The organism is Pseudaquabacterium pictum (assembly GCF_005403045.1).
GTDB lineage: Bacteria > Pseudomonadota > Gammaproteobacteria > Burkholderiales > Burkholderiaceae_C > Pseudaquabacterium > Pseudaquabacterium pictum.
Genome location: NZ_BJCL01000001.1, coordinates 67,741 through 91,475, shown reverse-complemented (window position 1 = coordinate 91,475; position 23,735 = coordinate 67,741). Strand labels below are relative to the sequence as shown.

Below are 23,735 nucleotides of genomic sequence, written 5' to 3'. Positions count from 1 at the left end.
ACCACACCATGACGACCGACCTGGACGACTTCCGCCAGCAGGTGGCCAACTGGCTGCAGGCCAACACCCCGCCCAAGCCCGACTTCCTGCTGCCCGAGAGCTTCATGGAGGTGGGTACCGATGCCCAGTTCCAGTACCTGCGCGCCTGGCAGAAGAAGCTGTACGAGGCCGGCTACCTGGGCATGGCCTGGCCCGAGGCCTACGGGGGCGGTGGACGGCCGCAGGCCTACCAGGACATCGTCAATGCCGAGCTGGCGCGGCAGAAGTGCCCGTTCGTGCCCAACACCATCGGCCTGAACTGGGCCGGCCCGCTGATCCTGGCCATCGGCACCGAAGAGCAGAAGCAGCGCTACATCCGGGGCATGCTCAGCTGCGACGATGTCTGGTGCCAGGGCTTCTCCGAGCCCGACAACGGCAGCGACCTGGCCGCCACCGCCACCAAGGCCGTGCGCGATGGTGACCACTACATCCTGAACGGCGCCAAGATCTGGACCAGCCTGGGCAGCTATGCCAAGTACATGATCCTGCTGGCGCGGACCGACCCCGGCAGCAAACGGCATGCGGGCCTGTCGTTCTTCCTGATCCCGATGGACGCGCCGGGCATCCGCACCGTGCCCATCCGCAAGCTCACCGGCGAGTACGGCTTCACCCAGACCTTCTTCGACAACGCCCGCGTGCCGGCCGACGGCCTGATGGGCCGCGAGGGCGAAGGCTGGTCGGTGGCGATGAAGACGCTGACCTTCGAGCGCGGCGCCGCCGGCGGCCAGGCCGGTGGGCTGGCGCGCATGCACCTGGGGGTGGACGACGTGGTGGAACTGGCCCGCCGCACCCGGCGCGACGGCCGCCCGGCCATCGAGGACCCGCAGGTGCGTGAGCAGCTGGTGCGCTTCCTCACGGAGGCGCAGGGCGACAAGCTCACTGCCGCGCGTGGCCACATCCCGGCGCTGTGCAGCGAGCGGCCCGACGCCATTCCGCTGTCGATGAAGCTGCGCTGGACGGAACACAGCCGCCGGCTGCTGCAGTTCGCCATCAGCCTGCAGGGCGCCAACGCCGGCCGCTGGGTGGGCGATGCCACCGCGGTGGACGGCGGCCTGTGGCAGCGCAGCTACTTCAACGCGTTTGCCGCCACCATCGGCGGCGGGCCCAGCCAGATCCAGGCCAACATCGTCGGCGAGCGGGTGCTCGGCTTGCCCAAGGATTGATGTGATGAGCGCCACCCTGAACGCCCGCATCACCTTCAGCGACGAGCAGGCCATGCTCCTCGAAGCCGCCACCAGCTTCTGCCGCGACCAGTCACCCAGCAGCGCGGTGCGCGCCCGTTTCGGCAACCCACATGACGACAGCACGGGCTTCGACCCCGCCCACTGGCAGGCCATGGTCGACATGGGCTGGCTGGGCATCGCCGTGCCCGAGACCCATGGCGGCAGCGGTCTGGGCATCGCCGCCTGTGCGGTGCTGGCCGAGCCGCTGGGCCGGCACCTGTTTCACACCCCGTTTGTCGCCACCCAACTGGCCATCCAGGGCCTGCTGGCTGGCGGCAGCACCGCGCAGCAGGCCGACTGGCTGCCGCGCCTGGCCACCGGCGCGGTGGGCTCGGTGGCGCTGTTCGAGGACGACGGCGACTGGGACCTGGCCGCGCTGCAGAGCCAGGCCCGGCTGGCGGGCGGCACCGCCACCCTCAGCGGCCGCAAGACCCTGGTGGCCGATGCCGCCGTGGCCGACCTGGTGCTGGCCAGCGTGCAACTGAACGGCGCCCCCGCGCTGGCGCTGCTGACCCGGGCCGACGTGGCCGGTCGCCTGCAGCGGGAGACGGTGATCGACGAGACCCGCCGCAGCTTCGGCCTGACCCTGGACGGCCTGACGGTGCCGGCCGACCGGTTGATCACCGGCGACGCTGCCGCGCGCGCGCTGCCGGCCATCCGCCAGGCCGCCTGGCTGCTGGCGGCAGCCGAGGCCGCGGGCGGCATCGCCGGTGCACTGGCCGTCACCGTCGACTACCTGAACACCCGCAACGCCTTCGGCCGCAAGATCGGCAGCTACCAGGCGCTCAAGCATGGCTGCGCCGACATCCTGTGCCAGCTGGAGCGGGTGCGCTCCCACGTCTACCACGCGGCCACGCTGCTGGCCGACGGCCGGGATGCCGAGATCGCCCTGCGCATGGCCAAGGCCGAGGCGGGTGATGCCGCAGTGCAGGCCGGCGACCGGGCGGTGCAGTTCCACGGCGGCTTCGGCTTCACCTGGGATTGCGATGCCCAGCTCTACCTGCGCCGGGCGCTGTGGCTGCAGCCCTGGTTCGGCGATGCCGGCCACCACCGGCGCATGCTGGCCGGCCTGCTGCTGGACACCGCCGCGGCTTGAGCACGCCAACCGATCACCCGGCGACCAGCCACCAACCCAGCCACCAACAGCTGGCGCTGCTGGCCGGCCTGGCCGTGGTGGCCGTGTGGGGCGCCAACTTCGCGGTGCAGAAGGCGCTGTTCGGCCTGCTGCCGCCTGGCGCCTTCCTGTTCGCCCGCTACCTGCTGATGCCGCTGGCCGGCGCGCTGCTGCTGCTGCATGCCAACGGCTGGCGCTGGCCACGCCTGCCGCGGCGTGACCTGGTGCAGCTGGCCTGGCTGGGCATCCTCGGCCACACCCTGCATGTCAGCATGGTCACCTTCGGCATCCACTGGAGCACGGCCTTCTCCAGCGCGCTGATCATGGCCTGCTCGCCGGTGTTCACCCTGCTGATCCTGCACTGGGCCGGCATCGAGGCGCTCAGCCGCGGCCAGGTGGCCGGCGTGGCGCTGGCCTGCGCGGGGGTGCTGATCTTCCTGTCGGACAAGCTGCTGGGCGGCAACTTCGCCGCCACCGGTGGCGACCTGATGATGCTGCTGGCCGCGTCCTTCTTCAGCTACTACACGGTGATGAGCAAGCCGCTGATCCAGCGCCACGGCGGCAAGGCGGTGATGGCCCACTGCCTGCTGGCCGGCAGCCCGCTGATCGTGCTGGGCGGCCTCCCGGCGGCGCTGGACGCACCCTGGGCGCAGATGGGCGCGTACCACTGGGGCCTGCTGCTGTGGGCCAGCCTGGTGTCGGCCTTCCTGGGCTGGCTGGTGTGGGGCTGGGTCAACGAGACCCGCGGCGTGGCACGCACCGCGCCGCTGCAGTACCTGATGCCGCTGGTGGCCGGCGTGGTGGCCTGGTGGGCCACCGGCGAGCGCTTCACCGGCCTGAAGATCGGCGGCGCCCTGCTCACCCTGGCCGGCGTGGCCTGGGCGCAATATGCGGTGGCCGGCCGCCGCAGTGCGGCGCAGGATGCCGCGGCCGGGCTCGATTGATCAGCCGAGATCCTGCACCGCGTGCATGAACTGCCTGCTGGCCAGGCCCAGCCAGTGGCTGTTGTTGTCCAGCAGGTCTTTCAGCAACATGGCCAGCTCATCGGCCTGCAAGGCGGTGGCATCGCGGAGCTTGGCGGTGCCGCGCATCCAGTCGTCGGCGCAGGCTGTCACCTCGCCGCGCAGGTCCTTGTGGAAGGTGGCAAAGAAACGATCCAGCCCGGACTGGCCATCGGCCTCCGACTGCCGCTGCATCTGGTCGTAGTCGGCCACCACCAGGCGCGCCAGCTCCAGGCAGCGGGCCGGCGCCGGCGCCTTGTAGCGGGCCTCCTGGTAGCGCGGCTCCAGGATGTCCCAGCGGGCGCGGAACATCATGCGCACCAGGTGCAGCAGGTACTTCACCGGGTCGGGCATGCCGCGCGGGAAGCTCCAGCCCAGCATCGGCACCAGGCGCTCGGCATGGGCCGGCACGAAGATCAGCACCAGCTGCCGCACCTGGCCATCGGCGCTCTCGGCCTTGATCACCAGCGGGATGTAGATGCCATCGGGCGTGCGGAACGGGCTCAGCGCCGGCGGCAGCGCACCGGTGGGCACGCTGACCGCGGCCTGCGCCAGGTCCAGCAGCCAGGCGCCGTGCTCGCCCAGCCGGGCCTGCAGTGCCGACCAGCGCGTCGGCACCGCGGCGCTCAGCCCCAGCAGGTGCAGGCCTTCGGCATTGCCATGGATGGTCGAGGCGTCGGCATCCAGGCGACCCTGGTCGTCGTGCACCACGCTGACCACCAGACGGCGCTCGTAGAGGTGCTCACGCACCCGGGCGTCGGCAAACTGCTTGGCCAGCTCGGCCGCCACCTCGCCGGCGCGCGCCTGGAACTTGGACGTGACCTTGTCCACGCCCGCATTCAGCACCCGGCCGCCGGTGAGCGCACCGGTGGCAAACAGCTCGCGCAGGAACTTCATCAGCCCGTCGGTGTCGGCGTCGTAGGCCTGGTACGGCTGGAAGGCCGGCGGCGGCTGGGGGATGTCGGTGTTCTTGATGCAGACCACCGGCCGCCGGCTGTCCTGCTCGTAGAAGCGGCCCAGCTCGTAGTTGCACCAACCCATCTCCATGCCGGCATGCGGATAGAGCAGCAGGAAGATGTCGGCCGTGCGCACGTTGTGGTCGATCCACTGGCGCCAGTCGGTGGCCCCGGCCATCTGTTCGCTGACGCGGATCTCCAGCGCCTGGTCGGATTCCAGCGCTTCCAGTGCCAGTTTCAGGCTGGCGGCCAGGTCGCGGTACTTGCTGCTGTGGCTGACGAAGATCTTCACGCGCATGGCCGCCTCCCGGCGGCCCGGCCGTGCATCCGCACCATGGCGACGACATCCCCGGACCGCAGCCGCAGTTCAGCACCACGGCCTGCGGCCGTCAATGCCGCGGCGGCGCCCCGCGTCGGTCAACCGATGGACGGGCTGCGCCGGTGGCTGGCCGACAACGCCGGCGGCTGGGCCAGGGTCTGGAAGATCACGCAGTAGCGCTCGGTCAGCTTCACCAGCGTGGCCACCTGCTCGTCCGAGGCGTCGGTGTCCAGGTCGAAGCGCAGGCGGATGTTGCGGAAGCCCACCGCCGCATCCTTGGCCACGCCCAGCGTACCGCGGCTGTCGATGTCGCCCTCGGCATGCACCGTGGCATCCCGCAGGGTGATGCCCAGCGACGTGGCCACCGCCTTCATCGTGACGCCGGCGCAGGCCACCAGCGCCTCCATCAGCATGTCGCCCGAGCAGGCTTCCATGCCGGTGCCGCCGGCCACCGGGTGCAGGCCGGCGGTGACATCGCCACGCGGCGTGCCCAGCCGGCAGGTGATGCCCTCGCCCAGTTGGCCCTCGGCGCGCACGGTGAACACCGCGGTGTCGGGTTGCTCGCGGTAGCGGGCCTTCAGCGGGGCCTGGATGGCGCGCAGTTCGTCGGCGTTCATGCGGGTGCTCTCGGGATTCTGTGGTGGCTGGAACTTATCCAGCCCAGGCCCAGGCGTCCATCGGGGTTGGCGGCAAGCTGCGACGATTCGTCACTTCCGACGATACCCTCGGGCGGGCAGCCTGGGTCACCATCGCCGGGCTGCCCGCCGCGGCGGTTTTGTCACGACCCCATTCCGAGGCCTCCATGACCGGCTCCACCCGCTATCCGCACATCTTCAACCCGCTCGACCTGGGCTTCACCCGGCTGAAGAACCGCATCCTGATGGGGTCGATGCACACCGGGCTGGAAGAGGCGCCCGACGGCTTCGAGCGCATGGCCGCCTACTACGCCGAGCGCGCCCGCGGCGGCGTGGGCATGGTCATCACCGGTGGCATCTACCCCAACACCGAGGCCGGCCGCGGCAGCAAGCTGTCCACCCGGGCCGAGGCCGACCAGCACCGCAAGATCACCACCGCGGTGCACGCCGCCGACCCCGACGTGAAGATCGTGATGCAGATCCTGCACACCGGCCCGCTGGCCCGCACGCCCGACTGCGTGGCGCCGTCGCCGGTGAAGAGCCGCATCGGCAGCCACACACCGAACGAGCTGACCGAAGACGGCATTCAGAAGCAGCTGAACGACTTCGCCAACTGCGCCGCGATGGCCAAGCTGGCGGGCTACGACGGCGTGGAGATCATCGGCTCGGCCGGCTACCTGCTGTCGACCTTCCTGGTGCAGAAGACCAACCTGCGCACCGACCAGTGGGGCGGCCCGTGGGAGAACCGCATGCGCTTCCCGGTGGAGGTGATCCGCCGGGTGCGGGCGGCCGTGGGGCCGAACTTCATCGTGATCTTCCGCATCTCGGCGATGGACATGCTCGAAGGCGGCCTGGCCTGGGACGAGATCGTCTCGCTGGGTCAAGCGGTGGAAGCCGCCGGCGTCAACATCGTCAGCACCCATTTCTGCTGGCACGAGGCGCCGGTGCCCACCATCGCCACCATGGTGCCGCGTGCGGCCTTTGCCAGCGTCACCGGCCGGCTGCGCAAGCACCTGACCGTGCCGATGATCACCAGCAACCGCATCAACATGCCGCAGGTGGCCGAGGATGTGCTGGCCCGTGGCGATGCCGATCTGGTGTCGATGGCCCGGCCGATGCTGGCCGACCCGGACCTGGTGAACAAGGCGGCACAGGGCCGCGAGGACGAGATCAACACCTGCATCGGCTGCAACCAGGCCTGCCTGGACCACACCTTCGGCGGCAACAAGCAGGTCAGCTGCCTGGTGAACCCGCGCGCCTGCAACGAGACGCTGCTGAACTACCACCCCACGGTGCGGGCCAAGCGCATCGCCGTGGTGGGCGCCGGCCCGGCCGGCCTGGCCTATGCCACGGTGGCGGCGCAGCGCGGCCATGCGGTCACGCTGATCGATGCCGGCAGCGAGATCGGCGGCCAGTTCAACCTGGCCAAGCGCGTGCCGGGCAAGGAAGAGTTCCACGAGACGCTGCGCTACTACCGCACCATGATCGCCAAGCTCGGCATCACGCTGCGGCTGAACACCCGCGCCGAGGCGCAGGCATTGAAGGCCGAGGGCTTCGACCAGGTGGTGGTGGCCACCGGCATCCAGCCGCGCACGCCGGCCATCCCCGGCATCGACCATCCCAAGGTGGTGCCCTACATCGACGCCATCCTGGGCCGACAACCCATCGGCAAGCGGGTGGCCATCATGGGCGCCGGTGGCATCGGCTTCGACGTGGCCGAGCTGATCACCCATGCCGGGCCGTCAGGCGCCACGGACATCGACGTGTTCGCCAAGGAGTGGGGCATCGACTTCAAGAACCACCCCCGCGGCGGCGTGACCGGTGTGGTGCCGCAGGTGGCCAGGAGCGAGCGCGAGGTGATCCTGATGCAGCGCAAGGCCGACGCCCTGGGCAAGACCCTGGGCCGCACCACCGGCTGGACCCACCGCATGGTGCTCAACCGCCGCGGTGTGCAGATGGTGGGCGGCGTGGACTACCTGAAGATCGACGACGCCGGCCTGCACACCCTGGTCAACGGCGAGCCGCGGCTGTTCGAGGTGGACACGGTGATCGTCTGCGCCGGCCAGACGCCGCTGCGCACGCTGTACGACGAACTGCAGGCGCTGGGCGTGAACACCAGCCTGGTGGGCGGTGCGTTTGAATCGGCCGAGCTGGACGCCAAGCGTGCCATCGACCAGGCCAGCCGCATGGCCGCGGAAGTCTGATGGACCAGCCCACCCTGCACTTCACCGACGCCCCCGGCATCCGCCTGGCCCACTTTGAATGGCAGGCCGACCGCCGTGGCCACGGCCCGACGTTGTGGCTGGTGCATGCCACCGGCTTCCACGGCCGGGTGTGGGACCAGGCGGTGCGCCGCCTGCCTGAGCAGCGCCATGTCATCGCCATCGAGCAGCGCTGCCATGGCCGCAGCGATGCGGTGCCGTTCGACAACTGGCGCCATTTCGGCCACGACCAGGTTGCCCAGATCGACGCACTGGGCCTGCAGGGTGCGCTGGGCGTGGGCCACAGCATGGGCGCGCATGCGCTGGTGCAGGCGGCCTCGCAGCGGCCGGGTGCCTTCCGCCGGCTGATCCTGGTCGATCCGGTGATGTCCGCCCCGGAGGCCTACCAGCAACCGCCGGTGCCGCTGGGCCAGCTGCATCCCGCCGCCCAGCGCAAGAACCAGTTCGATTCGCCGCAGGCGATGTTCGACCGCTTCGCCGACCGGCCGCCCTATGCGGTGTTCGACCGCGCTGCATTGATGGACTACTGCCAGCACGGCCTGCGCCCTGCCGACAGCGGCAGCGGCTTCCAGCTGTGCTGCGCACCGCAGCACGAGGGCCAGGTCTACCCGCTGGCGCGCAACTTCCCCGGCACCTACGACCTGGTGCGGGCGCTGGACATCCCGGTGCTGGTGGTGCGTGCCCGCACGATGGACCCGGCCATCCAACCCTGGGATCCGCTGGGCTCGCCCACCTGGCCCGGGCTGGCGGCAGAATTCCCGCAGGGACGCGACCTGTTCCGCCCCGACCGCACCCACTTCCTGCCGATGGAAGACCCGGCCGGCATGGCCACGCTGATCGAGGCCGAACTGGCCGCCTTCCCATCGCCCTGACATGACAGCCGCTGGCGCCCCCACCACCAGGACGCTCACCCTGGTGGTGGCGGCGGCGCTGTTCATGGAGAGCCTGACCAGCACGGTGATCGCGACCTCGCTGGCGCCCATCGCGGCCGACCTGCAGGTGGATCCGCTGACGCTGAAGCTGGCCTTCACCGCCTACTTCGTGGCGCTGGCGATCTTCATTCCGATCAGCGGCTGGTGCGCCGACCGCTTCGGCGCCAAGACGGTGTTCGCCGCCGCCATTGGCGTGTTCACGCTGTCGTCCATCGGCTGCGCGCTGGCCTGGAACTTGTCCAGCCTGGTGGTGGGCCGGTTCTGCCAGGGCCTGGGCGGGGCGATGATGCTGCCGGTGGGCCGGCTGATCCTGCTGCGCGCCATCCCCAAGGCCGAGATGGTGTCGGCCATGGCCTGGCTGGGCATTCCCACGCTGTTCGCACCCATCCTGGGGCCGCCGGTGGGTGGCTTCATCACCACCTACCACCACTGGCGCGGCATCTTCTGGCTGAACGTGCCGGTGGGCCTGCTGGGCCTGGCGCTGGCGCTGTGGTTCGTGCCACAGGTGCGCGCGGCCGACGCGCCGCCACTGGATTGGCGCGGCTTCGCGCTCACCGGCAGCGGCCTGTCGCTGGCGATCTTCGGCTTCACGCTGCTGGGCAGCCGGTCCGCCCACCCTGGCCCGGCGCTGACGATGATGGCCGCCGGCGCCGCGCTGCTGTGGGCCTATGTGCAACACGCGCGCCGCACGCCGCACCCCATCCTCGACCTGACCCTGCTGCACAGCGCCAGCCTGCGCATCTCGATCATGGGCGGCAACCTGTTCCGCCTGGCGGTGGGCGCCCTGCCCTTTCTGCTGCCGCTGATGCTGCAGCTGGGTTTCGGCATGAGCGCCTTCGAATCCGGCCTGCTGACCTTCAGCGCCGCGGTGGGCGCGGTGACGATGAAGCTGACCGCCGCGCCCATCCTGCGGCGCTGGGGCTTCCGGCGGGTGCTGCTGGCCAACGCCTGGATCAGCAGCGCGATGATGGCTGCGCTGGCGCTGTTCACCGCCGCCACGCCGGGGCCGGTGATCATGGCGGTGCTGCTGGTCGGCGGGTTCTTCCGCTCGCTGCAGTTCACCAGCCTCAACACCCTGGGGTATGCCGATGTGGCGCAGGCGCGCATGAGCCGTGCCACCGCCCTGGTGGCCGTGGCCCAGCAACTGAGCCTGGCCGCCGGCGTGGCGGTGGCCGCGATGCTGCTGGACGCCTCGCGCCTGGTCGATGGCCGGCAGGCGCTGGTGGCGGTGGATTTCAACCGTGCGTTTGCCGCGGTGGGCCTGCTGTCGCTGGCCTCGATCTGGTGGTACCGGCAACTGGCGGCGGATGCGGGGGCGGAGATGTCGGGGCACCGGGTGGCACCCGGGGCGCCGCCAGAGGTGCCTTGAAGACCGACCGCCTTGCTGGTGATCCCACATGCACAGGTGGGAATGCCACTGCAGCGCAGCGACTACGCTCTGCCGGCGCCCCTTGCTCGAGGGTGGCCGGCCAGTCGACACTTGGCGCAGGCCGCACGTCGGCACCAGCAGTCCAGGAGCCTCCCGATGTTCCAGATCGTCCAGCCCATGCCAACCAGCATGCTGCCGGTGCCCGCATGAGCGCCGCCGGATCCGCCCGCGTCACGCTGCGGCAGCTGTGCCGCCTGGAAATGCCCGGGCCGGTGCTGCTGCCGTCGCTGCTGCCTGTGCTGCGCCAGGTCGTGCCGGCATCCCACGCCGGCTTCTTCTTCTGCGACGACCGCGGCAACATCACGAACATGTATGCCGAGCGTATGCTCGAGCCCGAGCGCATGGCCGGCTACCACGCCCAGCATGACAGCGCGCAGTTCCGCCGCCAGTACCTGGCCCGCTGCGCGGCCGCCAACCCGCTGAGCCGCCGCTCGGTCACGCCGGAGGAACGCGAGACCGCCTACTACCGCGACGTGCTGGCGGCGCTGGATGTCGAGCATTTCCTGTATGCCATCGTGCGCCATGAAGGCCGGGCGCTCGGGCAGCTGAGCCTGTACCGCGGCGCTGGCAGCACGCCGTTCGACGAGCACGACGAACAGGCGCTGGCCGGTGTGCTGCACTACCTGGGCATGGCCGTGGCCGAGCCGTCACCGCCCGCGTTGCGCGGGCTGCAGGACCAGGTGGTGGAGGAAGGCCTGGCCCTGCTGGAGGAAGGCACCGGCCGCGTGCTGTACGCCGACGCCCACTGGCCGCGCCTGGTGCGGCTGGCCCACGGCAATGCCATCAACCCCGCCCTGGCCCGCACCGAGCACGAAACCCTTCCGCGCTTTGTGGCGGCGGTGCTGGCGGCGGTGGTCAGCGCGCCCAACGCGGTGCACATGGTGCGCACGGCCTGGGGCCAGTTCGCGTTTCGCCGCCATGCGCTGACATCGGGCGACGGCAGCAGCACCGCAGTGGCGCTGCTGTTGTCCCGCCTGGCGGCACAGCCGTTGCGGCTGGCCCAGGGCGCCGCGGCGCTGGGCCTGTCGCCGCAGCAGCGCGAGGTGGCCCTGCTGCTGGCCCGGGGCCTGAGCAACCAGGAAATCGCCGGCGAACTGGGCATCACCGTGAACACCGCCAGCTACCACGCCAAGCGCGTGTTCGAACGCCTGGAAGTACACGAGCGCAGCGCCATCGGCAAGGTGCTGGCGGCGGCCGCAGGACAAATGGCGCACTGAGCGCGCCCAGGGGTGGACACAACCCCGCTTCCAGGGAGGACAGACCGTGCGCAAGCAACTCAAGACCGAGAACCCCAGCCTGGCCGGCGGGACGGAACTGGTGGTCCGCGCGCCGCTGCGCCAGGGCATGGTGCCGTCGCTGGAATCGGTGACCTACCGCAGCCGCACGCAGGCCCTGCTGCGCCTGCTGCATGCGGGGCGCCGCGGTTCGCACGAGTACCAGCTGTTCCGGGCGATGTCCGACGCGGTCGAGCGGGTCGGCGCCATCCATTCGGTGCGGGTGGCGGTGCTCGAGCCGCAGGGCGAGGTGATGCTGTCGGTCAACTTCGACGGCCCGTTCGAGGCGTACGTGCGGGTGATCTGGCAGAAGGCGTCGCGGCTGCTGGACCTGATCTTCTGCAACACGCAGAACTATCCCCTGGGCTGGCGCAGCAGCCATTCGGTCTGGCGCGACTGGCTCGAGTCCGTCCGCGTGGACACGCCGTTCTTCTACGCCCTGCCCGGCCAGACCTACCAGGACGGCCAGTACTTGGCCGTGCATGAGCGCCTGCAGCGGCGCAGCCCGGACGACCTGGCGCTGGCCCGGCTGGCCGTTCCGGAGGCCGAGCAGATCGCCTGGGATCTGGTGCTGACGACGACCGAGCCCGGAGGTGAAGGTCCGCCGGAGGACACGCTGTCCGGCCCCCGCGCGGCAATCCGCCAGGGCCTGCAGAGCCTGGCGGGCCTGTACCGCCTGGCCGACCTGTACCCACCCGGTACGGCCGACGGACAGGTGCTGCTCGATGCCGCGCATGAGCTGCTGCCGGAGTTTGCGCGGCTGCAGCACATCGACGCCTTTGCCGAGGCCACCGACAAGGCCGCCACCCGCTTCCGCGATCAGCTGGCCTGGTTCCGCCAGACCAACCCGCGCCCGGCCCTGCGGGTGCCGCCGCCACTGGCCGACGCCCCGGTGCTGCCGCTGGCCAATGTGCAGGGCGGCGTGCTGGCGCCGTTTCCGAACGTCAGCCACGGCCTGCTCTGCCTGGTGGCACTGGACCTGCCCGCCGGCGGCGCCGCCCTGATCGAGAAGGCCCTGCCCCTGCTGGGCAGCGGCGACCAGGTCCCCGCGCTCCACAGCGTGGTGCTGAACATCGCCTTCACCGCCGAAGGCCTGCGGGCCTGCGGTCTCGACGAGCGCAGCCTGGCGGGGCTGCCGCATGAGTTCCGCCAGGGCATGGCCAACCGCTGCGGCTTGCTGGGCGATCTGCGCCACAACCACCCGCGCCGCTGGACGCTGCCGCCGCTGAACGGGGAAGCCGGGCTCGATCCGGCCTGGAAGGCCACGCCCACCACCCCGGTCGTGCCGACCGAACTGGTGCATGTGCTGCTGCAATGGCGCTGGATCGCGGCGCAGGATCCGTCCGACACCGCGGTGGCCGACACGACCACGCCCACCAGGGCGCTGGCCGACGCCGCCCGCCACCTGCTGGCAGGGCTGGACGGCGTGCGCCTGCTGTCGGTGCAGTGGATGTCGCGGGTGGATGATCAGGGCCGGCGGCTCGACCACTTCGGCTTCGCCGACGGGCAGTCGCAGCCCGTCTATGACCGGGCATCGGCCGGCACCATCTTCCCGAACCAGGTTGCGCCGGGCGAGGTGCTGGTGGGCCACGACAACGCTGCCGACCATGCCGCCGACCTGCCCGAGAACCGCGATCCGGCCCGGGCATGGCTGCGTGACGGCAGCTACCTGGTGGTGCGCAAGCTGGGCCTGGACACGGCCACCTACCGCCAGGCCGTCGACAGCGCGGCCGAGGCCAACAAGCTGGACCGCCAGCTTGTCCTGGGCAAGATGATGGGACGCTGGCCCCAAGGCAGCGCGTACCCTGGGCACCCGATGGTGGCGGCGGACCCGGCCACGCCGAATGACTTCGACTATGCCGATGACGCACTGGGCCAGGGCTGCCCGTTTGCCGCGCACATCCGGCTGGCCAACCCGCGCAGGTCGGTGTCCACCGAGGCGGACGATGCGGGCAGCCTCACCGAGACTCCCGGCGGCCGGCCTCCGCGCATGGTGCGCACCGGCCTGCCCTTCGGCCCGAAGGCGCCGGATTGGCCGAGCCCTGGCAGTGGCGGCCCGCTGGACGACGGGCAGGACCGCGGCCTGGTGTTCATGGCCTACAACGCCAGCATCGCCGAACAGTTCGAGGTGGTGCAGCGCTGGCTCAGTGGCGGCAACAGCACCGGCATCGCGTCGGCCCATGCCGATCCGTTCACCGCGGTGCCGCGCCAGGGCCATGCGCGGATGTTCCGCTTCGAGCACCAGGGCAAGGTGGTGCGCATGCCGCTGGACGGCAGCGCCGCAGTCGATGCGCCGGTGCGCAGCATCACCCGGCTGCAATGGGGCCTGTACCTCTTCGCGCCGGCGCGCAGCGGCCTGCAATGGCTGGCGCAGCAGGCGCGCCAGGCCAGCCCGACGGCCCCCCCGGTGCCCTGGGACGCCGCCGACGGCGCGCGCACGATCCGGCAGCTGCTGCAGCTGGAGCAGGACGCCGGTGCCGAGCGCGCCGCGCTGGCCTGGAAGGCCGCGCTGGAAGACCCCGAGGCCGTGGCCGACTGGCGCAGCGCGTCGGTCTGGGCGGCGATCCGCCAGTTCCACGGCGGCGCCCTGCGCACGCCGTACGGCGTGCTGGTGGCCAGCGAAACGCTGGTCAACGAGGTGCTGCGCAATGCCCATGGCCATGTCACCGTGGACGGCTACCAGCAGCGGCTGCGCGACAGCATCGGCGAGATCTACCTCGGCCTGGATGACGGCTCGGCCTACCAGCAGCAATCGGCGGCCTGCAACCGGGCGATCATGGCGCTGGACTTCGACCACGGGTTCACCCCCGCATTCGAAGCGGCCCGCGACGCACTGGCCGCCTTCGTCCAGGATGCGCAGGACCGCGCGGCCGATGACCGCAGCAGCCGCTGGGACCTGGCGCTGGATGCCCGCGAACTGATCGACGCGGTGCTGGCCGCGCTGTGCGAGAACTGGTTCGGCCTGTCCGAACTGGGTGGGCACTTCGTCCGCGGCGGCAGCAGCTGGCCGGCGGACGGCGCGGACTGCGGCATGACACCCCGCTACCCCGGCCATTTCACCGCCGCATCGCGGGCCACGTTCCAGCCGGCGCCGGGCGACCTGGCGCGCCGCCTGTCCCGCAACCACGGCCAGGCGGTGCGTCGGGCGATGCAGGCCTTTCTTGCGGCCAACATGGCCACCACCGCGCCGGTGACCCGCGCGGTGCTGGACGACGTGATCACCCGGGCCGGGCCGGGCGGCCAGCCCGACCTGGACCTGGCCGGCCGCACCATCGCCGGCGCGCTGATGGGCTTTCTGCCGACGACCAGCGGCAGCCTGCGCCGCATCCTGGCCGAATGGCTGCAGGACGGCACGCTGGCCGCGCTGCGCGCCAGCCATCCCGCCGCGGCGGGCTGGAACGTGCCGGCCGATGCCCGCCAGCGCATGCATGCACGCCTGCGCGAGACCATGCAGGCACGGCCGGTGCCCGAGCTGATCTGGCGCACGGCGCGGCGCGCCCATGTGCTGCAGGACGGCAGTGAACCGGCCTGCAGCGTCGAGGCCGGCGACACCGTGGTGCTGGCGCTCGTCTCCGCCACCCAGCAGGCACTGGCGCGGGGCGGCGGCGATGTGATGCCGATCTTCGGCGGGCGGCGCGACATGCCGACATCGCCCACCCATGCCTGCCCTGGCTACCTGGCCGCCATGGGCGTGATCGTCGGCGTGCTGGCCGCGGTGGCGGCGCGGCAGGACACCCTGCGCAGCGGGGCGGCCAGCGGCGTGCTGTACTTCGATGGCCCGATGCCGGCAGCGGCGCCCGGCGACCCGGCAGCAGCTGGCGGCACGTCCAGGTCCACCACCGTGCAGACGGAAACGCTGAAGACCTTCAGCGCGGCCCTGAAGCTGCCGCTCACCGGCACCGCCGATCCGGTGGCCGCGCTGTTCGCGCCCGGCACCAAGGGCCGGCTGCTCGGCTGGGGCGATTCCTGGATCAACAACCCGCTCGCCCAGGGACGCAATCTGCACGATGCGCTGGAGGCCATGGGCTACGACACCAGCGGCATGGGCACGCCGTTTTCCTTCGGCACGCTGCTGTCCAGCATGGCGAAGGAGAACCCGAAGGCCCCCTTCCCCGGGCCCATCTGGCGCCACATCCGGCAGGCGCTGCTCGCCGCCAGCGATCCGGTCCAACCCAGGCCGCTGCCCTTGGCGGTGATCGTCAGCGGCGGCGGCAACGATGTGCACCGCGAAGACGGCAACGGGCGCATCCCGCTGTTCGAGATGCTCAACCCGAAGGCTGTCGGCACGCCGTTCTTCAACGGCCAGAAGGACCAGTTCATCCAGGGCCGCCTGGCCGGCGATCTGCGCGCTGCACTGGGGCTGCTGGTCGGTGCGACCAAAGGGGCCATCCCGGTGCTGGTGACGGGCTACGACCATCCGATCCCCGACGGCCGGCCCGCCCTCTCGATCAAGAAAGCCCCGCTGCAACCGCCCATCAGCGCGCGGGGCTACAGCGTGGCCGAGGGCCGGCAGATCATGGAGGCGCTGATCACCGAGCTGAACGGCCAGATCGCCACCGTCGTGGGCGAATTCAGCCAGTCCAACGTCCATGCGGCGAACCTGACCGGCACGCTGACATCGCCCGACCACACCCTGGACTGGGGCGATGAACTGCACCCGACCGTCGCGGGCTTCGCCGCCCTGGCGGCGAAGCTGGTGACCTTCATTCCACCACCGCCCGCACCCACGCCCGCACCCACGTCGTGAGGGCACCGCAGCCGGGGCCGGCAGCCGCGGGCCTCAGCGCATCGCCTGCAGCCACCGCTGCGCCGCACCGGCATGCCAGTGCATCTCCAGCGACAGCAGGTCGGTGCAGGCGGCGGCGCCATCGCGGGCCGCCGCGCCCGCATCGCCCAGCGCCGCATGCAGCCGGGCGCTGCACAGGCGATTGAGCGCCTGCTCGCGCTGGGAGCCGCGCCGCAGCGCCACGCTGTCCGCCAGCGCCATGCGCCGCCATGCCCGGCGTGCGTCGCCGGCCGCAGCATCGGCCAACGCCAGCGCCCGGCACCCGCCTGCCAGGCCGAGCAGCTCGCCGGCCCGCGCCCGGGCAAACAGCCGGGCGGCAGAGCGCCGGGCCAGTGCGGCCTGCCCCTGGTCGACCAGGGCCTCCACCAGCCAGCCGTGGTACAGCGTGGTGTAGAAGTGCACCTGCCGCTGCGCCATCCACTGCACCGCTTCCTCGATCATCGCGAAGCCGTCGTCGGCCTGGTCCCGCATCCACAGGGCGCAGCCCTTGGCGGCGCGGGCGATCGTCATCTGCAGCAGCGCCGACGAGCGCTGCGCCAGCCAGATGCTTTCATCGGCCACCGCCTGCGCGTCGTCCCAGCGTCCCTGCCACAGCAGCACCATCACCGCCCAGCTGCGCACCGAGTTGGCCACCGGATGGGCTGAATCGCCCACCAGCGCGTGGGCCTCGTCGAACGCCGCATGGGCCTGCGCGAACCGGCCACGGTCGCCCAGCACGCTGGCCTGGCAGGCCAGGGTGAATGCCGAGCCGATGGCCAGGTTGCTGCCGGCACGCACGCTGCCGCGCTTGGCCACCAGGGCATCCGACATCAGGCCCATGGCGTCGTCGTAGCGGCCCAGGGCGGCCAGCACCTGGCCGAGCGTGGCCCGCAGCTGGGCGGCGAGCCGGGCATCGCCCGCCAGACCGGCCAGCTGCAGCCCCCGCCGGCAATGGGCCTCGGCCTGCCGCGGGTGGCCGTGGCCGTAGCACAGGTAGCCCATCCAGTAGTCGGCCCGCGCACGCACGCCCGCGTCGCCCAGCGCATCGGCCAGGTCCACGGCGCGGCGGAACAGCTGCAAGGCATCGGGCAGCGCCAGCGTGTCGAAGATGCAGGTCATGCCGAGCTTGTTCGACAGCAGGCACCAGCGCCGGGCGGCGTCGCCCTCCAGCGCGCCCTGCCGCTCCAGGGCGGTCATGGCGGCCAGGTACATGCGCCGTGCGCTGTCGAGCGCGAACATGCCCATCGCCCGGTCGCCGGCCTGCTCGGCATGCAGGGTGGCTGCGGCCCAGTCGGCGGCGCCGTGGCTGTGGCGGGCCAGGGCTTCCAGGCCGTCGCTGCCGGCTTCACCGGCCTCGCGCTGCATCGCATCCTGCAGGCGCCGATGCAGCGCCACCCGCGCGTCACGCCCGATCGACTCGTACACCGCGTCGCGGGTGATGCCGTGCTTGAAGCGCAGCGCCCGGCCACCAGCCTCAGGGCGCAGAAAGTCGGCGTCCGCCAGGGCCTGCAGCAACGCGGGTGCGGGCAAGCCGCCGCAGGCCACGGCCAGCCAGTGCAGCGGCACCAGATTGCCGACCACGGCGGCCGCGCGCACCACGGCCGCCTGGTCGTCGGGCAGGCGCTGCAACCGTGCGACCACCAGCGTGGCCAGCCAGCCCTGTGAACCGCCGCGCCCGCCGATCGCCGTCAGCAGGTGGTCGGCCGACACCGAGTGGCACAGCTCCTCGATGAACAGCGGCACGCCGCCGGCGTCGTCGTGGATGCGGGCGATCAGGAACGGGTCGGGCCGCGGCAGCAGACGCTGCACCGCGGCATCGGTTTCGGCCGGCGTGAAGGGCTGCAGATCGGCATGCGCCACATCGGCCAGCCAGGGCGCGCCGCCCTCGCGCGGACGGGCCGCCAGCAGCAGCCGCGGCCCGTCGACCTGGCCCAGCAGGCCCTGCAGCAGCTGGCGGCTGGCATCGTCGGCCCACTGCCAGTCGTCGATCACCAGCACGCAGGGCTGCTGCCTGGCCAGCGCGACAAAAGCGCGCTGCAGCAGCCCGACAGCACCACCGGCCAGATCGCCCGGCAGCGCCGATGCGGCAGGCGCACCGGCCACGGCACGCAAGGCGGCCGCATCGTCGGCCGGCAGCGACGGCGCCAGCGGCAGGTCGGCACGCGCCGCCAGCCACGACCGCAGCATCTGCAGGAAGGGCTGCAGCACTTCGGCGCCGAGATCGCTCTCGCAGCTGCCGCGCAGCAGCAGCGGCGCGTTGTCGCCGGCCTCGGCCTCGGCCAGCACCTCTTCCAGCAGCCGGGTCTTGCCCAGGCCGGCAGTGCCCTGCAGCACCAGGCAGCGGCCATCGGTCGGCACCGCTTGCTGCAGGAACGCCAGCAGCCGCCCATGCAGCATGCCGCGGCCGATGAACGGCGTGAGCCCGCGGCGGGCGGTGGCATCGAAGCGCCGCGCAGCGCTGCTGCGCCCCAGCACCGACTGCACCGGTGGTGGCGCGGCCGCATGCCAGGTGGCCACGCCGCCCTGCAGCACCGCCAGTGCTGCCGGCGGCGGGTCGCCCAGCTCGAAGAACATCGCGTTCGGACCCAGCGCCGCCGACGTGGCCAGCACCTCGCCAGGCCGGGCAGTGCGCACCAGCTGCACCGTGGTGTTGAGCACACCGCCGGACAGGTCGAACACCCCCTGCTCGATGTCGCCCGCGGCCAGCAGCAGCGTACCCGCATGCACGGCCGAGTGCATGCGCAACGGCAGCCGCGCCGCCGGCACGCCGGCCGGCCGCAGCGCGGCCACCCGTGCATGCACCCGCAATGCGGCGTCCACCGCGTGGCGGCCATCCTGCTCGCCGGCCAGCGGGATGCCGAACGCGATCAGCGCCCCGTCGCCCTGCGTCAGCACCACTCGGGCCTGCAGCGCCTGCGCCACCTCGTGCCAGATGGCCCGCAAGGCCTGCAGCAGCGCCCGGTAGTCCTCGGGCTCCATCGCCGCGCCGAGCGCTGTGGACCCGACCAGGTCCGTGTACAGCAGCGTTGGGCGCCGGCGCGAGACCGCGGGTCCGTCCGAGCTTGTGTCCACCATGTTCCCCCTGGTGCCGCACAGCGGATCGACGTGCGTCGGCTGTCTGCGTGCACCTCCTTCACACTGATGATATGCGCCGCCCGCCCAGCACGGCACCCGTGGCGGCCCGCACGGCATCACCGGCGTCACGGCAGCTCCTACCCGGCTGCGTAGGTCCGCGCAAGTGCACAAAGCACGATGATTCCTCCAACAGACGGAGGACAGCATGTACACCGAGACCGACACCGCCACCTTTGCACAACCGGTCAACTGGCAGGCCCTGCGCGCGGCCGCGCCGGCACCGCAGTTGCAGCCGCCAACGCAGCAGGTCCATCCTGCGGCGCTCGGGTTGCCGCTGCAGTTGCTCGATGTCGTGGACATCGGCGTGCTGCTGGTCGACGTGGCGGCGCGGCTGCTGTACGCCAACCCGGCTGCGCGGCTGGCCTGCCAGGAAGGTGCACCGCTGGCCCTGTGCCAGGGCCAGCTCCATGGCAACCCGCAGACCCAGCAGCGGGTCGACACCGCCCTGCTGGCGGCACAGCGGGGCCAATGGTCGATGTTGTCGCTGCGCCGCGGCAGCCGGACGCAGGCCGTGGCCGTGGTGCCCCTCGGCAGCAACAGCGGCATCGGCGGCGGCGCCACCGCTGCGCTGCTGCTGGGCAGCGACGGCCGCCCGAGCCGGCTGGCCCTGCAGTTCTTCAGCCAGAACAGTGGCCTCACCCCGGCCGAGGCCGCGGTGCTGGATGCCCTCTGCGCCGGCCTGAAGCCCGCGCAGATCGCCCTGGCCGGCGGCGTGGCGGTGTGCACCGTGCGGTCACAGATCAGCGCGGTGCGCGCCAAGACGGGTGCGCGCAGCGTCAGCGATCTGCTGCGCACCGTCGGCGGCCTGCCGCCGATCGCCCGTCACACCACCCAGGCGCTGGCCTGAGTTCCCGAGCTGCCGCTTGGGGGACCGGCCACCGCACCGGTCTGCCTGCCACAGGTCAACCGATCTGCAGGAACTCCACCCAGTTGCCGTCCGGATCGGCCACCATGGCGATGCGCACGCCGGGCCGGATCTCGCGCTCGATCCACACCACGGCCGCGCCGGCCTCGGAGCAGGTCGCCACCATCTCGGTCAGGTTGGTCACGGTGATCGTCCAGTAGCGGTAGCCGGCACCGCCCTGGATGCCACCGGGCGCCGCCGCGGCGGGCGTGCTGGGCACCACCACCAGCTTGATCAGGCTGTCGCCGCTGAGCAGGCGGTGCATGGTGCCGCCGCCGGGCATGGGCATCTGGCCCTGCACCTTCAGGCCGATCACATCACGGTAGAAGGCCAGCATGGCCTCGCCGTTGGTGGTGACGATGCCCAGGTCGATCGACGGCTTGCCGAGTTGGATGCCCATGGTGTGCTTCAGAAGTGCGGAAGCCCCGGACTCTGCAGGCCGGGGCTTCACGGGACAGTCACCCGGGCGACCGGGCAGGCTGCTTACTTCTTGATGGCGGCAGCGGCCTTGTCGTACGCGGCGGCCAGCGCCTTGCCGGCGTCGGAGAAGCCGGTCTTGGTGGCATCCCAGGCCTCGCCGCTGGCCTTGCCCAGCTTGTCGAGTTCAGCCTGGGCGGCCTTCTTCTTCTCCTGCAGTTCCTTCATGTTCGCCTCATGGGCCGCCTTGGTCTCGGCGGTGGCGTTCTTGGTGTCCTTGGCCAGCGCGGCGATCTTCTTGTCGGTCTCGGCAATCAGCTTCTTGCCGGCGGCCACGGCCTTCTCCTTCTCCTTGTGGGAGAAGTCCTTGACGTTGTCCCAGGTGCTTTCAGCCTTGGGCGCGTCGGCCTTCTTGGCCGGCTCGTTGGCGGCGTGGGCCGACAGCGCCATGCCCAGGCAGAGCGACAGTGCCGCCGCGGTCTTCCATCCCGTCATTGCTTTCTCCTTGATCGATCCGCAGGCCCTGGAGCGGCGGGCCGCATGCCGTCGGGCCACCGGCAGGCCGGTGGACTCGGTCACGATTCTGCACCCGCCGGGGGCGGCGGCCTGCCGGCCGGCCGCTCAGAACTTGGTGTAGCCGCCGTCGATGATGAACTGCTCGCCGGTGGTGTAGGCGGCCGCGTTGCTGGCGAGGTAGACGGCGATGCCGCCGAAGTCATCGATCTCGCCCCAGCGGCGGGCCGGAATGCGCGGCATCACCGCGCCGGCGAACTTGTCGTTGCCCACCGACTTCTCGGTCATCTCGGTCACGATCCAGCCCGGCAGGATGCTGTTGACCCGGATCTTGTGGCGCGCCAGTTCCACCGCCAGCGCGCGCACGAAGGCCGTCACCGCGCCCTTGCTGGCGCCATAGTGGCTGTTGCGGGCGGCGCCCTCCACCGCCGCGGTGCTGGCGGTCGCCACCAGCGATCCGCCCTGGCCGTGCGCAGCCATGTGGCGCGCAGCCGCGCGGAAGGTCAGGAACACCCCCTCCACGTTGATGCGCTGCACCCGGCGGAACTCGTCGAGCGTCATGTCCATCACCATGTTGCCCTTGCCGGACACGCCGGCATTGGCGAAGCAGGCATGCACGTTGCCGATCGCCGCCACCGACTGCGCAAACGCGATGTCGACCTGGGCCTCGTCGCCCACGTCGCACACCAGCGCATGCACCCGGCTGGCATCACCACACTCGGCGGCCAGCTGGGCGCGGGCGGCCTCGGTCTTCTCGGCCCGGTTGCCCCAGATCGACACCTTGGCGCCGGAGGCCAGCAGCGCCCGGGCCATGCCCAGGCCGATGCCGCCATTGCCGCCGGTGACGACGACGCCGCGGCCGCTCAGGTCGAAGGGTTGGTACATGGCTGTCTCCTGGTTGTTGTGGTGTCGGTGTCAGACCGCTGTCTGGCCGGGCAGCTGCCGGGTGACCGGGTGCGAGCTGCTGAGCCCGCCGTCCACCGCGATGGCCTGGCCGTTGACATAGCTGCTCTGGTCGCTGGCCAGGAACAGGGCCACGTTGGCCAGTTCCTCGGGCTGGGCGGCGCGGCGCAGCGGGTTCAGGCGGCCCAGCTTGTGGGTCACGCCCTTGTCCTTGGCGTAGTTGAAGGTGGGCGCGGTCATGCCGGTCTCGGTCAGCCCCGGGCAGAGGGCGTTGACGCGCACACCGGTCTCGCACAGCTGCTGGGCCGACACCATCGCCAGGTTGATCACGCCGGCCTTGCTGGCCGAGTACGCCGGCCCGCCGGCGCCGGAGCGGATGCCGGCCACGCTGGCGGTGCAGATGATGGAACCGCCGTGGCCCGCATCGGCCATGGCCTTGCCGGCATGCTTGACCATCAGCCAGGGGCCGATCAGGTTGACGCGCAGCACCTCGGTCCACAGCTCGGGCGTGGCCTCGAAGATGCTGGCCATGCCACCGGCGATGCCGGCGTTGGCGAAGGCCACATCCAGCCGGCCGTAGGCCGCCTGCGCGGCCGCCACCAGGTGGGCCACATCGGCTTCCACGCCAGCGTCCATCTGGAACGCGGTGGCCTGGCCGCCGCTGGCCACGATGGCTTTCGCCACATCGCGCACCGCATCCGTCTTGTCGCCCAGCACCAGCTTCGCGCCTTCGGCCGCGAACAGCAGCGCCGAGGCGCGGCCGATGCCCGAGCCAGCCCCGGTGATGATGGCCACCTTGCCTTGCAGTCTGTCTCCCATGGCGGGCTCCGGTCAGGTCAAGCTGGCGTAGCGTTCCAGATGGTGGTCGGCATCGCCGAAGCGCTGCTGGGCCATGGTCAGGCGGCGGAAGGTGTGCGAGACCTTCAGCTCCTCGGTCATGCCCATGCCGCCGTGCAGCTGCACCGCCTCCTGGCTGACCTGGCGGGCCGCATCGGCCACCTTGACCTTGGCGGCCGACACCACACGGGCGCGCTCGGCCGGGTCGCTGGCATGGTCGACGGTGCTCGCAGCCTTGATGGCCAGCGACCGGGCCTGCTCGGTGCAGATCACCATCTCCACCATGCGGTGCTGCAGCACCTGGAAGCTGCCGATGGCCACGCCGAACTGCTTGCGCTGCTTGATGTAGTCCAGCGTGGCGTCGCAGGCGCTCTTCATCGCACCCACGGCATCGGCGCACAGCAGCGCGGTGGCGAAGTCGTGTGCCTCGTCAATGGCCGCCTGCGCGCCACCGGCGGCGCCGAGCAGCGCATCGGCGCCCACCACCACGCCGGTGAAGGTGATGTCAGCCACCCGCAGACCGTCCACCGTGCGGCTCGGGTTCAGGGCCACGCCGGCAGCCGCCGGGTCGACCAGGAACAGGCTCGCGCCCTGCGGTGCCGCGGCCGACACGATCAGCCTTGTGGCCGTGGGCGCACCGACCACCACGCACTTGGTGCCCGACAGCACCCAGCCAGGGCCCTCGGGCGTGGCGGTGGTGGTGGCGGGCGCCAGGTCGTATCGGCGTCCGGGCTCCAGGCCGGCAAAGGCCAGCTTCACCGCGCCGTCGATCAGCCCCGGCATCCAGGCCGCCCGCTGTGCGGCCGAGCCGCAGCGCGCCAGCAGCCGGCCGGCCAGGCCGACGGTGTCGAGCAGCGGCTCGACCACCAGGGCCTCGCCGCAGGCTTCCATCGCGGCCATCAGGTCGACCGCGCCGCCGCCGAAGCCACCGTCGGCCTCGGGCAAGGCGATCGAGGTCAGGCCCATTTCGGCGAAGGTGGTCCACACCGCGTCGCTGGTGCCGGTGGCCGAGTTCAGGATGGCCTTGCGCTGCTCGAAGCTGTAGTTCTGCGTCAGGTATTTCTGCAGGCTGTCGGCCAGCTGCTGCTGCTCGTCGCTGTAGTCGAAGTTCATGGGG

Annotated in this window: 17 protein-coding genes; 9 read left to right on the top strand and 8 right to left on the bottom strand. The window is 71.5% G+C overall.

The window, feature by feature from the left end; translation table 11 throughout:
• Positions 1–8 precede the first annotated feature (8 nt).
• Genes FFT10_RS00345 through FFT10_RS00335 form a run of 3 tightly spaced genes read left to right on the top strand, consistent with a single transcriptional unit; the run spans position 9 to position 3,320 of the window.
• The gene (locus tag FFT10_RS00345; RefSeq protein WP_137730781.1) at positions 9–1,202 is read left to right on the top strand and encodes an acyl-CoA dehydrogenase family protein; all 1,194 of its coding nucleotides are present in this window, start codon (positions 9–11) and stop codon (positions 1,200–1,202) included.
• A 4-nt stretch (positions 1,203–1,206) separates the two neighbouring features.
• Positions 1,207–2,358, top strand: a complete 1,152-nt coding sequence (locus FFT10_RS00340; protein WP_137730780.1) for an acyl-CoA dehydrogenase family protein — start codon at positions 1,207–1,209, stop codon at positions 2,356–2,358.
• Positions 2,355–3,320 carry a DMT family transporter gene (locus tag FFT10_RS00335; protein ID WP_137730779.1) on the top strand — a complete coding sequence of 322 codons (966 nt, stop codon included), beginning with the start codon at positions 2,355–2,357 and terminating at the stop codon, positions 3,318–3,320. The genes FFT10_RS00340 and FFT10_RS00335 overlap by 4 nt, the downstream gene beginning before the upstream one ends.
• Here FFT10_RS00335 and FFT10_RS00330 read toward each other — a convergent pair whose 3' ends face one another.
• On the bottom strand, positions 3,321–4,631 hold the full coding sequence (locus FFT10_RS00330) for a toll/interleukin-1 receptor domain-containing protein (protein ID WP_137730778.1): 1,311 nt from the start codon (positions 4,629–4,631) through the stop codon (positions 3,321–3,323). It lies immediately after the preceding gene.
• Between the two features lie 119 nt (positions 4,632–4,750).
• Positions 4,751–5,269: an OsmC family protein gene (locus FFT10_RS00325; RefSeq protein WP_137730777.1), complete on the bottom strand. Its 519-nt coding sequence runs from the start codon at positions 5,267–5,269 to the stop codon at positions 4,751–4,753.
• 185 nt (positions 5,270–5,454) lie between these two features.
• Between FFT10_RS00325 and FFT10_RS00320 the strand changes: the two genes are divergently transcribed.
• The 5 genes from FFT10_RS00320 to FFT10_RS00300 all read left to right on the top strand — a co-directional run bounded on the left by FFT10_RS00320 (position 5,455) and on the right by FFT10_RS00300 (position 15,891).
• Positions 5,455–7,491 (top strand): NADPH-dependent 2,4-dienoyl-CoA reductase, encoded by a 2,037-nt coding sequence (locus FFT10_RS00320; protein ID WP_137730776.1) that lies wholly within the window; start codon positions 5,455–5,457, stop codon positions 7,489–7,491.
• Complete coding sequence (locus FFT10_RS00315) at positions 7,491–8,381, top strand: alpha/beta fold hydrolase (protein WP_137730775.1); 891 nt, start codon at positions 7,491–7,493, stop codon at positions 8,379–8,381. Before FFT10_RS00320 ends, FFT10_RS00315 begins: the two co-directional genes overlap by 1 nt.
• Before the next feature lies 1 nt (position 8,382).
• Positions 8,383–9,810, top strand: coding sequence for an MFS transporter (locus tag FFT10_RS00310; RefSeq protein WP_137730774.1), 1,428 nt, complete (start codon positions 8,383–8,385; stop codon positions 9,808–9,810).
• 206 nt (positions 9,811–10,016) lie between these two features.
• The gene (locus FFT10_RS00305; protein ID WP_137730773.1) at positions 10,017–11,087 is read left to right on the top strand and encodes a helix-turn-helix transcriptional regulator; all 1,071 of its coding nucleotides are present in this window, start codon (positions 10,017–10,019) and stop codon (positions 11,085–11,087) included.
• 46 nt (positions 11,088–11,133) lie between these two features.
• Complete coding sequence (locus tag FFT10_RS00300) at positions 11,134–15,891, top strand: hypothetical protein (protein ID WP_137730772.1); 4,758 nt, start codon at positions 11,134–11,136, stop codon at positions 15,889–15,891.
• Between the two features lie 33 nt (positions 15,892–15,924).
• On the opposite strand, the gene FFT10_RS00295 is transcribed toward FFT10_RS00300, so the two are convergent.
• Positions 15,925–18,984: an ATP-binding protein gene (locus tag FFT10_RS00295; RefSeq protein ID WP_162520659.1), complete on the bottom strand. Its 3,060-nt coding sequence runs from the start codon at positions 18,982–18,984 to the stop codon at positions 15,925–15,927.
• 205 nt (positions 18,985–19,189) lie between these two features.
• Here FFT10_RS00295 and FFT10_RS00290 point away from each other — a divergent pair, with 205 nt between their 5' ends.
• Positions 19,190–19,891: a helix-turn-helix transcriptional regulator gene (locus FFT10_RS00290; protein WP_137731450.1), complete on the top strand. Its 702-nt coding sequence runs from the start codon at positions 19,190–19,192 to the stop codon at positions 19,889–19,891.
• 55 nt (positions 19,892–19,946) lie between these two features.
• Here the strand turns inward: FFT10_RS00290 and FFT10_RS00285 are convergent, their stop codons facing one another.
• The 5 genes from FFT10_RS00285 to FFT10_RS00265 form a co-directional block, all read right to left on the bottom strand.
• Positions 19,947–20,348 (bottom strand): VOC family protein, encoded by a 402-nt coding sequence (locus tag FFT10_RS00285; RefSeq protein ID WP_137730770.1) that lies wholly within the window; start codon positions 20,346–20,348, stop codon positions 19,947–19,949.
• 83 nt (positions 20,349–20,431) lie between these two features.
• On the bottom strand, positions 20,432–20,860 hold the full coding sequence (locus FFT10_RS00280; protein ID WP_137730769.1) for a sll1863 family stress response protein: 429 nt from the start codon (positions 20,858–20,860) through the stop codon (positions 20,432–20,434).
• A 126-nt stretch (positions 20,861–20,986) separates the two neighbouring features.
• Positions 20,987–21,763, bottom strand: coding sequence for an SDR family NAD(P)-dependent oxidoreductase (locus FFT10_RS00275; protein ID WP_137730768.1), 777 nt, complete (start codon positions 21,761–21,763; stop codon positions 20,987–20,989).
• Between the two features lie 30 nt (positions 21,764–21,793).
• Positions 21,794–22,600 (bottom strand): SDR family NAD(P)-dependent oxidoreductase, encoded by an 807-nt coding sequence (locus tag FFT10_RS00270; protein ID WP_137730767.1) that lies wholly within the window; start codon positions 22,598–22,600, stop codon positions 21,794–21,796.
• A gap of 12 nt (positions 22,601–22,612) precedes the next feature.
• Positions 22,613–23,731 (bottom strand): acyl-CoA dehydrogenase family protein, encoded by a 1,119-nt coding sequence (locus FFT10_RS00265; RefSeq protein WP_137730766.1) that lies wholly within the window; start codon positions 23,729–23,731, stop codon positions 22,613–22,615.
• Positions 23,732–23,735 lie beyond the last annotated feature (4 nt).